Origin of the sequence: Ancylomarina subtilis (assembly GCF_004217115.1) — a bacterium.
In the GTDB taxonomy this organism is placed as follows: domain Bacteria; phylum Bacteroidota; class Bacteroidia; order Bacteroidales; family Marinifilaceae; genus Ancylomarina; species Ancylomarina subtilis.
Window position 1 is genome coordinate 66,265 of the sequence record NZ_SHKN01000001.1, and the last position, 11,545, is coordinate 77,809.

The 11,545-nt window shown below is 36.9% G+C and carries 8 protein-coding genes; 5 read left to right on the forward strand and 3 right to left on the reverse strand.

Going from position 1 to position 11,545, the window contains the following annotated elements:
• Positions 1-94: 94 nt before the first annotated feature.
• Positions 95-2,167 (forward strand): PKD domain-containing protein, encoded by a 2,073-nt coding sequence (locus EV201_RS00270; RefSeq protein WP_165389545.1) that lies wholly within the window; start codon positions 95-97, stop codon positions 2,165-2,167.
• Between the two features lie 48 nt (positions 2,168-2,215).
• Here the strand turns inward: EV201_RS00270 and EV201_RS00275 are convergent, their stop codons facing one another.
• Entirely contained in the window at positions 2,216-2,866 is a 651-nt protein-coding gene (locus tag EV201_RS00275) for an HAD family hydrolase (protein WP_130305408.1), read from the reverse strand.
• Positions 2,867-3,040: 174 nt separating this feature from the next.
• Here EV201_RS00275 and EV201_RS00280 point away from each other — a divergent pair, with 174 nt between their 5' ends.
• The 4 genes from EV201_RS00280 to EV201_RS00295 all read left to right on the forward strand — a co-directional run bounded on the left by EV201_RS00280 (position 3,041) and on the right by EV201_RS00295 (position 6,732).
• Positions 3,041-4,333 (forward strand): Y-family DNA polymerase, encoded by a 1,293-nt coding sequence (locus EV201_RS00280; RefSeq protein ID WP_207224355.1) that lies wholly within the window; start codon positions 3,041-3,043, stop codon positions 4,331-4,333.
• A complete protein-coding gene (locus EV201_RS00285) occupies positions 4,326-4,760 on the forward strand; it encodes a LexA family protein (RefSeq protein ID WP_130305409.1) in 435 nt (144 codons plus the stop codon). Before EV201_RS00280 ends, EV201_RS00285 begins: the two co-directional genes overlap by 8 nt.
• Complete coding sequence (locus tag EV201_RS00290; protein ID WP_130305410.1) at positions 4,760-5,218, forward strand: 2-thiouracil desulfurase family protein; 459 nt, start codon at positions 4,760-4,762, stop codon at positions 5,216-5,218. The genes EV201_RS00285 and EV201_RS00290 overlap by 1 nt, the downstream gene beginning before the upstream one ends.
• Before the next feature lie 122 nt (positions 5,219-5,340).
• Complete coding sequence (locus EV201_RS00295; protein WP_130305411.1) at positions 5,341-6,732, forward strand: MATE family efflux transporter; 1,392 nt, start codon at positions 5,341-5,343, stop codon at positions 6,730-6,732.
• On the opposite strand, the gene EV201_RS00300 is transcribed toward EV201_RS00295, so the two are convergent.
• Together EV201_RS00300 and EV201_RS00305 are read right to left on the reverse strand one after the other, a co-directional pair.
• The gene (locus EV201_RS00300) at positions 6,710-8,911 is read right to left on the reverse strand and encodes a patatin-like phospholipase family protein (protein WP_130305412.1); all 2,202 of its coding nucleotides are present in this window, start codon (positions 8,909-8,911) and stop codon (positions 6,710-6,712) included. The genes EV201_RS00295 and EV201_RS00300 overlap by 23 nt on opposite strands.
• 45 nt (positions 8,912-8,956) lie before the next feature.
• Positions 8,957-11,326, reverse strand: coding sequence for a GAF domain-containing protein (locus EV201_RS00305; protein WP_130305413.1), 2,370 nt, complete (start codon positions 11,324-11,326; stop codon positions 8,957-8,959).
• Between the last annotated feature and the right edge of the window lie 219 nt (positions 11,327-11,545).

Consider the following 11,545-nt stretch of genomic DNA (forward strand, 5'->3'; position numbering starts at 1 on the left):
AATTGCCCCATATTGATGGGGCTTTTTTTGTTTGAGTCTCGCGTATCATTATAAAATGATTATTTTAGCCTTCTATCAACAAACATCTACATCTATGCGCTTAAAATTTTTAAGCTACCTAAGCTTTATAATTATTCTGTTATCAACCCATCCCTTAATGGCTCAGATTTCTCATGGAGGCAATCCTTATTTTAAGTCGATTGCCAATACAATGAAGTTTGAAACTTTGGTTATGCCAGTTGAAAATATGCTCAGAATTAAATCGGAGAGAGCGGGTGAGTCTCATTCAAGGTTAAAACATGATAAATTTGCCCATGAGTTTGTTTTGAATAAAACGACTGAGAATTCAGGGAAATGGACTGTTTTGTCGAATGGGCAACGCGTTTGGAATTTAGCTATATCCTCGCCGGGGGCCTATTCGTTAAATTTGGTTTTTGATCGGTTTCGTTTGCCAAAGGGAGGGCAATTGTTTGTTTATAATTATACTAGCGATAGGGTGTTGGGAGCTTATACAGAAAAAAATAATAAAGCTTCAGGACGATTTGCAATCGAGCCTTTGGAGGGGGACGAACTGATTATTGAATATATTGAGCCTCTGAATCCGGAGTTTAAAGCGGAGCTTAAACTCGGAAAAGTTTATCACGACTATAAGAACATCTTTAAACTTTTGGATTCTAAAAGTTCACAAGTCAAAAGTGCGTCCGGTAGTTGTAATGTTAATATAAATTGTCCGGAGGGATTGACCTGGCAAATTGAGAAGCATGCTGTCTGTCATATGACGTATGGCGGATGGATTGCGACAGGAACCTTAATAAACAATTCAAAGAAAGACGGGCGTCCTTATATCTTAACAGCTCATCATGTGATTAGTGAAGAGGCCATTGCCGAACAGGCAATCTTTTATTTTAATTATGAAGCTGATGTTTGTGATGGTGTATCTGGCTCCAAGACTCAAACCATTTCGGGTTCGACTTTGAGAGCGACAACAACACATTTGGATTTTTCCTTATTGGAAATGAGTGCCATACCACCATCTATTTATCAGCCTTATTATGCCGGTTGGGATCGATCTGGAAGTGTTCCCAATCAAACGGTTTGTATTCATCATCCCAGTGGTGATGTGAAAAAAATATCGATAGATTATAATCCGCCTTCAACAGACACTTACACCGATTCGGATTACACTTTCGATGATAATACGCATTGGCATATTGAGAATTGGGAGGTGGGTACAACCGAAGGGGGATCATCGGGTTCACCCTTGTTTGATACCAACCATAGAGTGATAGGTGATCTTACGGGGGGAGATGCCAGTTGTTCAAATTCTGTGGATGATTATTTTGCTAAGTTTTCTGCAAGTTGGGATACTTATCCTGCCAAAGAAAATCAATTGAAATATTGGTTAGATCCCGATGATACAGGTGTGCTTGTTTTGGATGGATACAATCCCTCTATTCAAACGGATAAGAGTATAGCTTGTGTGGAATCTGAGGTGGATATTTCCTTTGATTTTGGTATGGATTACGATAGTTATTTCTGGGATTTTGGAGACGATGCGAATCCGAAAACTGCTACGACTGCAGGGCCACATAAAGTGCAGTATGCTACATCCGGAATTAAAACAATTAGTTTGGTTTACACCAAGGGTGATCTGATATTGAATGAATTTACCAGCTTGGTAGTTGTTAATGAGACAGAGCCTGATTTTACTTATTTGTTTAAGCAAAAAAGTTTTGATTTTAAAGATGCTTCAAAGAACGCTGTTAGTTATCTATGGGATTTTGGTGATGGACAGAGCTCTACGTCAACAAATCCGAGTCATGTGTATAAGAATGCAGGTAAGTATAGGGTGAAATTGACTGTAAACAATGCCTGTGGAGACAGAAGTCTGACAAAAGAAGTGAATACATCTTATGATTCAGAGCTCGTGATTTATCCAAACCCAAGTAAGAATGTAAAAACCAGAGTCGACCTCAAAGCTGTTTTGTTTGATCGGATTGATTGGTGGCTCTATGATACGCGAGGCGCAGAGCGTTTGAGTGGTTTTGTAACGAAATACAATTCTTTTATCGATCTTGATTTAAGATTATTTCCTGCTGGACTCTATGTTTTAAAAATGAATATTGATGGTTCTGTTGTGAACCGAAAAGTCATCGTATTGAAATAAAAGTAAAAAAGACAGGTTTCTATAATAAGTAACCTGTCTTCTGCTATTTTAAATATGATTTAAGAGTTCTGAAGCTTCGCTAATAATTTCTTTAGCTCCATTAGCTTTCAATTCTTCGGCATCACGGAATCCCCATAATACGCCAACACCGTACATTCCAGCATTTTTGGCCGTTTCCATATCCACTCCTGAATCGCCCACAAACATGAGTTCCTTGGGAGATAAGCTCATTTTTTTAGCGGCCATTAAAGCTCCCTGAGGATCGGGTTTTCTGGCAACCTCATCGCCAGCTCCAATTACGAATTCAACATTCCATTTCGCAAGAAGAACTTTGACTACTTTTTGAGTTAGATGGTTGGCCTTGTTAGAAAAAACCGCAATTTTAATTCCTTTATCATTGAGTTGATCAAGAAGATGGGCAACACCCGGATAAAGTTTTGTTTTATTGATGCAATTCGCTTCATAAACCTCGAGCATTCTATCCAAGTTCCCAGAGAAATGCTCTTCTGTTCTTAAGCTTTCAGGTAAGGATCTTTTTACCAGTTTGCGAATTCCGTTTCCTACAAATGTTTTGTAAGTCTCTATATTGTGTGTAGCCAGATTTTGTTCTTCCAAAACTTGATTCATTGAATCTGCAATATCTTCAATAGAATCAGCAAGTGTCCCGTCCAAATCGAATACGATTCCTTTTATGCTCATTGTATTTTTTTAGTGTGTTTGTAAATGACTTCATTTGATAGAATAGTCTTTGCAAATATCGGTATCAACATTTTACTGACAAAAGATTGTCTGTTAAATTTAGATTTCATTTATTATTTGTGTCTTACATAGCATTTAATTTTATTGTCTTCAGTTGCCTGAAATAAGCACCATATGGCAATTATCTACTACCTTTGTGCTATGTATGCTTTAGTCGATTGCAATAACTTTTATGCTTCATGTGAGCGGGTATTTAAGCCTTCTCTCAACGGCAAACCTATTGTTGTTTTATCAAACAACGATGGCTGTGTTATTGCACGGAGTCAGGAAGCCAAAGATCTGGGGATTCCAATGGCAGCAGCAGCTTATAAGTTTAAAAAGTTGTTTGAAGAGAAAGAGGTTTCTGTTTTTTCTTCAAACTATGCTTTATATGGCGATTTGAGTCAGCGAGTAATGACCATTTTATCAGGTTTTGCTTCTGAAATGGAAATATACAGTATCGATGAGGCTTTTCTTGATTTGCATGGTTACGATTATGTCAATTTAGATGACTATGCCAGAGAAATAAAAGCGAAGGTGGAAAAATGGACGGGTATTCCTGTATGTATCGGTTTAGGCCCAACAAAATCATTAGCAAAACTAGCCAATCGAATTGCAAAAAAATACAGCGATCGGACCCATGGTGTTTATCTTATTGATAGTGATGAAAAACGTGAAAAAGCGCTTAAGTGGGTAGCTGTAGAAGATATTTGGGGAATAGGCCGACAACACGGGAAAAAACTCAGGGCTTACGATGTTAAAACGGGTTATGATTTTATTCAAAGGGCTGATCATTGGGTTCGGAAGGAGTTTTCAGTCGTGGGTTTGCGTCTGAAACATGATTTGATGGGTATCCCCTCGATACAAATGGAGCAATGGCAGACCAAAAAGTCAATTTCTACAACACGAACCTTTGAAAGGACAACAAGTGATTATGAAGAAATCAGGGAACGTGTCGCAACGTTTACGGTTAGTTGCGCTGAGAAGCTTCGAAAACAAGGATCTTCTTGTTCAGCGTTGATGGTTTTTATTCAAACCAGTAAGCATCAAAAACATTTGCCGCAATATCAGAATTCTTTGGCTATTCATGTTCCTTATGCAACCAATTCGAGTATCGATCTGGTGAAGTTTGCAACACAAGCTCTGAAAAAGATTTACCGCGAGGGCTACGCCTATAAGAAAGCTGGTGTGGTTGTTCTCGACCTTGTTGATGAATCGCAAAAACAGTTATCTCTTTTTTCAGGTGAAAATCCGAAGCACACACTTTTGCATAAAGTGATGGATGCATTGAATAATCGGTATAAGGATAGTACCGTAAAGTTGGCTTGTCAGGATCCCAAACGAACGTGGAAAATGAAGCAGGAAAAATTATCGCCTTCGTTTACTACGAAATTTAGCGATATCTTAAAAATAAAATTGAATGACTAAAGAAAGCAAACTCCAATTTTTTATTCCATCGAGCAAAGAAAAACTATTGCTTCCTTTTGTTAGTGCTAAAGTTCAGGCTGGTTTTCCAAGTCCAGCTGATGATTTTATAGAAACAAAAATAAGCCTTGATAAGGAACTTATAAAGAATAAGGAAGCTACATTTTATGCCAGAGTTGAAGGTTCGAGTATGATAGGGGCTAATATTCACGATGGTGATCTTCTTGTTATTGATAGAAGTCTGGAGCCTCGTAACAATAGAATAGCGGTTTGTTTTATTGATGGTGAATTTACCGTGAAGCGCCTTAGAATAGAGAAAGATCATATTCTTTTGATGCCTGAAAACGAAAAGTTTGATCCAATAAAGGTCACTCAGGACAACGATTTTGTTATTTGGGGAGTTGTAACTTATATTATAAAAGCCGTTTAATGTCTCATAAAATATACTTAGTTAGTGCATGTCTACTCGGAATTAATTGTAGATACAATGGGAGTAGTAGTAAAATACCGGAGCTTGAAACTTTGGTTGATTCAGGACGAATAATGCCTGTATGCCCGGAAGTATTGGGTGGATTAAGTACGCCTCGTGATGCTTGTGAGATTGTTGGTGACGCTAATGGGAGTGAGAAAGTGCAGACAAAATCAGGATTAGATTGTTCTGATGCATTTAAAAAAGGAGCGCAACGAGTAATGGAAATTTGTAAGGCTTGTGATGTCGAAAAAGTTATTCTGAAAGCCAATAGCCCCTCATGTGGTTGTGGTTTTATCTACGATGGGACATTCTCCGGAAAACTGATCGAAGGCAATGGATTAACGTCCCAATTGCTTCTTGATAATGGGATTGAGGTTTACAATGAGAATAATTGGACAGAGGCAGAATTTATTTAAACAGGATCTTCAAATAAGTCTTATCGGATTATAATATCCCACCATTTCATTTACCTTTGCAGGCCATTTGAATATTACGATATTCTCTTGTAATACTTAGTTTTATACACTTATCAGAAGCAATGGCAAGTCAAGCAATTCGTTCATATTTTCAATTATATCAATCGCATTACAAGGGGCTGATAAAACTAGGTATCCCGGTGATTTTGGCTCAGTTGGGGCAGGTTACTGTTGGGGTAATCGATAATATGATGATTGGCCATGTGGGAACACTGGAGCTGGCTGCAGCATCATTTGCAAATACCATTTTTTGGTTAGTCATTGTTTTGGGAACTGGTTTTTCATATGCCATCACCCCTCTTGTTGGTAAGGCAAGAGGAAACTATGAGATGAATCAGGTTGGTGCCTGGTTCAAGTCGTCTATGTGGGCGGTTTTGAGCATGGGGGTCCTTTTAAGTCTTGTGACTTATATGATCAGCTTGTTTATGGATCAGATGGGGCAGGCGGCTAATGTGATTCTTCCGGCACGAACTTACTTGTGGATTATCAGTTTCTCAATTTTGCCCATGATGGTTTTTATGGGTTACAAGCAATTTTGTGAAGGCTTAGCCAATACGAAAGTCGCGATGAATATCGTTCTGATTGCCAACCTGGTCAATATCATATGCAATTATATTCTCATCAATGGGAAATTGGGTTTGCCTGCAATGGGATTGAATGGTGCTGGTTATGGCACTTTGATTTCCAGAATTTTCATGGCTGTTAGCTTCTTTTATGTTTTTAGAAGGGGGAAAAGTTTCAAACCTTATGGTGAAATTATTGCAACGGCACAGTTTGCGATTAATGACTTCTTTAAGATATGGAAAATGGGAGTTCCAATTGGAGCACAGCTGGTGATGGAAGCTTCAGCTTTTATGCTGAGCACCATTATGATGGGGTGGATCAGTGTTGCCGGATTAGCAGCTCATCAAGTTGTTTTGAGCATTTCTACGATTAGTTTTATGGTCTATTTGGGGATTGCATCAAGCACAACAATCAGGGTCTCTTCTCTTTTTGGGGAAAACAAAATAGAGGAGATGCGACAAGCAGGCTGGGCAGCCATTCATCTGGTTGTATTGATGGTTATTGTTATTGGTTTAGTCTTTCTTTTTCTCAGGAATCAACTTCCAACCTTATTCTCTGATGATCCACTTGTTATCGCTTTAGCGGCACAGTTTATCGTTGTAATGCTCATTTACCAGTTATTCGATGGTTTGCAGATTGTTTTTGGCAGTATCTTGAGAGGGATGTCTGATGTTAATATGCCAACACTTTACACCTTTATCGCTTATTTTATAGTATCCCTGCCTACGGGTTATCTCTGTGCATTTACCTTTGGATTAAAAGAAGTTGGTATATGGTGGGGCTTACCAGTTGGATTGGGAACGGCTTCAATCTTATTTATGTTTAGGTTCATCAAATTGTCAAAGCGAAAATTGACAGAAGAAATTTCTAAAACCAATAACCTAAATTGATAAAGCCACGCACTTTCTTTTCAATATCTGAAAGACTAAGTGTCACTTCCATGGGGCCAACCAGAGAATTATAAGAGTATGTTAAACCAACACCTTTAACCCAACGACCTTCAGTTAGGGCACTGTTAATGTTGTCAACAACTTTCCCAATATTGGGTTTAAGAATTAAATAATTGTTTTTGAATAATTCAAATTGGATGTCAGTGCGAAAAACAAAGGAGTTTTTAGATGCAATTTCCATTCGTCTTAATCCAACAAAAGGTGTTTGGATATCGAAATAATTGGTTTGATCAAGTCCACCTGTGTAGGTTAGAAAGACTGTTGGAATGTTTTTTCCCCATATGATACGACCATAGAATTTAGGATAAAGAGTCAACCTTTGACTAAGAGATATTGCTTTTTGTGCTTTCAAATAGGCTACTGAAGCTGGTCGGCCATTGTCATCAAGTGTTGAGCCATTATTCGTGATGAGTTTGTACTCCCCATATAAGCTGAAACCCCTTTTAGGGTAGTAAGCCCTTTCATGCGAATCCATATTAATGAATGAGTAGTAGGTGAAGTAATAATCTTCGTCAGATTCATCGACGAATGGAATTGAAATTTTGGTTGAGACCCGATAGAGCTCCATTTTCCCACCAAATCCTATTGAGTAGGATTCTCTAAAAGTAGAGTGAATATTTGCATCTAATTTTAAGTATTTTAGATCGTAACTGCCTACTTTTTCGCCATCTTGAAAATCAAATACTTCAGCATCGTTTATATCGAGTTTTAGTTGATAGCCTGGTTTTAAACCATTATCCAGATTGTATGTTGCTGTAAAACGGGGATTTTCAGATAATTTTAAATCTAAAGAAAGGCTCGATCCATCTTGTATTTTATTTTGAAAGGTTGTATTTAGAAGAACCGATGCTTTGTTATCATCGTCGTAATGCATTCCGATATTAAAACGATTGGTTCTGCGTTCTTTAACATCAATTACAAGTGTTTTTTCATTTCCCCCCAGTAGTTGAAAGCTAACTTTATCAAAATATTTACTCCCATAGGCACGATTAATTCCCTGCTGAATTTTTTTTAACGAAATCCAATTCCTTGTTTCAAGATTAAGTTTTCCTAAAAGAGTTGATTTTCGAACATGTTTTAGACCATTGATTTGGATATTGTCAATGAAAAATTCACTTGATTCTGAAGCGACTGGGTAGTTTTGGTTTTGTGTTTGAACGAGTTGGTATTTATCTATGAGCTGTTGCAGAGTACTTTTCTGTTCTTTGGCTTTCTTTTCACCTAAATAAATCAGGCTATCAGCTTTTTGAAAATCTGCAATTGAATATTTTTTTATATTTGGCTTGATGTAAATATCACAGAGTTTTCTATTCTTTTCGAATTCTTTCTTTGCCATCAAACTGACAGTTTGGTTGATGATATCTTCAATTGAATGAAGTTCTTCCTTCTCTTTAGGTCCAGTTTGCACATCAACACCAATAACGATATCAGCTCCCATTTTTAGGACTTGCTCCACGGGGAAATTATTAACCATGCCTCCGTCCGCCAACAGGCGTCCGTCTATTTCGATAGGTGTGAAGATGGTTGGGATTGCCATACTTGCTCTTAGGGCTTCTGAAATATTGCCCTTATCAAGAACTACAGCCTCGCCAGTTTCTAGATCTGTTGCAATACAGGCAAATGGGATTGGAAATGTTTTGAAATCGGTTTTATTATGAAACTCAATTGTGTATCTTTCAAATAAATTGATAATGTTTTGTCCTTTAACAATACCTGCAGGTATTCTAATTCCCTTGGGTTTTATAGGGAAAGAGATCACATAACGATCTAGGTTTATTTTGTCTTTTACATGAATGTACTTTCTCGAAATTTTATCACTTAGCAGTGTTTCCCAATTTTGGGTTAAGACCAATTTTTCGATATCAGCAGCCGAATATCCCATGGCATAAAAAGCCCCAATAATGCTCCCCATGCTGGTTCCCGAGATATAATCGATTGGCATATTTAACTCTTCGAGCACTTTAAGAACACCAATATGAGCAAAACCTTTGGCACCTCCACCACTTAAGACCAAGCCAATTTTAGGGCGTGTGTTCTCATTTAAGCTATCCTGCTTGATCTGAGCAGATAGATTTAGACTAAGTAATAAAATTAAAGAAGAAAGTATTATTCGGTGCATTTAGGTAAGTTGTTGAGTTTCAGTGTGTTTTTGTGTGTATTGAAATTAGTTGTCAAGTTCGATTTCCTGAGCCAGTTCTGTAATGTCTTTGGGCTCGTTTTCACCTTTCTTTATTGTGACACGAAGGGCTCTTAATCCATAAACGCCTTGTAAATCTTCTAAGACTAGATTCTCAATTTTATTCTCGAAATAGCCTTTGGAAATAAGATACTCTAAATAGCGTTGATATTCAAACATTTCATTACCCTGTGAAAAGATAATTGATATTTTCCCAGGTTGTGTCAGGCGTTCATTTGTACCTTTGATGACAGCTTTGTCAATTCGTTTTTTTACAATCTCGTAACGAATGTTATAGGCTCCGTCTACATCAAATTTCTTTTCATCCTGTCGGAATCGGATTGATAGTTTTTGTGAGTGGACAAGAATGAGCGCAGTTGTATCCAGCGGGACAGGTAATGATGCCTTTAATTTTGCCGTTTTACGACTCATTTCACAAGTGATAATAAGTTGCCACAATCTTAAATTTTTAAGATACATTGGGTTGTAGCTTTGTTCTTTAGTGATTGCTTCACCAATATATATATTGTGCTCAACGCCATCAGTTCTGTATTTCTCAAAATAATGAGGATACATGTGTTGTGCCTTTTCTTGTTCTTTATCCAGGTATTTAATGACACAACTGTTTATCATGGCAAGAGAATCTTCAAAATCCTTCCGGCATTTATATACCATTTTTAAATCGGGATCAAGACTCTTCTCATATTTGGAAATAGCTTCTTCCAATTGCTCATCTTTAAAATTAAGATGCAAAAATAAGGGGTCGATATGTTCCTGAATAAAGTTGAGTATATTGGATTCATCACCTGATGATAGTCCTTTTTCTATGCTTTTGCTGTACTCCTCAATTTTGTAGATAACCTGATCGTATATAGGCATCTTTTTAAGACGGTAAGCTTCTATAAAGACCTTTTTTGCTAAATTAAGTTGTTCCAATAAATCGCATTGTATGCTGTGGTTTCGTTCTTGAGATGAATTACGAATATCAATTGCGCCATAAAGCGGATGCACTTCATCGAAAACAATTTCTTCCATCTTGGCGTTTTCATCGGTCACACGTTGCTGAAGCAGATTGTGGGCAGCGTCCTCAAATCGCCACTCAACGCTAGGGTGAATGGCTGTGCATTCTTCTTTGATGGTGGCTTGAACTTTGGTTTGAAGTTCATTACTCGATCGCATTAGTGCTATTGAGAAGACAGGCATTAAATCCTTAATCGTTCTGAGCTTCGTGAATTTGATATCATAAGCATTGGGTGATCCAATTTCAAGAATTCCAATGGGTTGATCTTCAAAGATCAATGGTGTTAAGATGATGTTGTTAATCCCCTTGCTAAGGATGCCTTTTTCAATTGGTCCAATATTTTTGTGATTAGACAGATCGTTGATAATCACAGGTAATTTTGTTCTTAAAGCTTCCTCGTATATGGAATTTTCATAATCACAACAGTTGAAATCAGAACTACCCAAAAGGCCATGCCAAAAATCTGTTCGGTTTTGCACGACTCCGTTTTTAATGTTCAAAGCCATTATGCCTAATCGTAATTGTGGATTACTGAAAAGGGAACGAATATTTTGCTCTAGATTTTTAAAATTGAGAGGTTTAATAATACTGGATTTTTCAAGTAAATCTGTTTTGAGAGAAGAAATGACCTCTAAGTGTGTCACATCAATATACTTGTATTTCGTAAAGCCTGAAAATTCAAACTGATCAAGAGGTAATGTTTCAAGCCACAAATCCATGTTTAAAGGATTGTCAATAAGCTTTTTTATGTCATTTTCAGATAGTTCTGTGAGTTGGCCTTTGTATTTGATATCAATATAGGTGGAATCCAAATCGAATTTATAATAGTTAACCAAGCCATTTAACTTATTATCCAATCGATAACGAATGAAATAATCGATATTGATATCCGAGTGATAAAATTCTTTTAGAATGATGGAGTAAGCATACATAAGCTTTGAGAAAAGCAGCATGCATTTATCATCATTAAAATCATCTATCATTATTAAACTCTTGGTTTCATCAGCAGCAAGTTCTTTGTTTAGGGTCGACTGAAAAAAAGCTTTGTCATCAAGTGGCGCTGCAGTACCGCTCATTGTCGTTTCTAACTCAAGGGGTGAATAAATAAACGACATTAGAATCCGTACTTGTTTGTCGTATTTAGCAAGTTCTTTAGGAGAGATAGATTCTTTAAGAAATACAGGGTAGTCTTTTATTTGTGATAAGATGAAACGTGCTTGAGCTGAATAAACATTATCATTCTTAATTTCTTGTTCCAGGCGCTTGATTAAAGGCAAAAAACTAAGATTGCTTTTGAAAGGTATTTCTGATATACTGAGTTTTAAATTTGGCTTCATGTTTTTTTCTTATCAATTGATATCTTTTTCATAAGTTAATCAATTTGATTAAAATAAAGATGCATTGGGCTATGAAAGATATCAATGTAATTATGTCTTGTTTGGAAGGTAAATTTACAAATTGGAATCTAAATATTGAGTAATCTTCTTTGAAAATCGGTAAAGCTTATAAATTGGAATGGGAATAGCAGTTTAGATGGGGGGATTTGCAGGATTTGA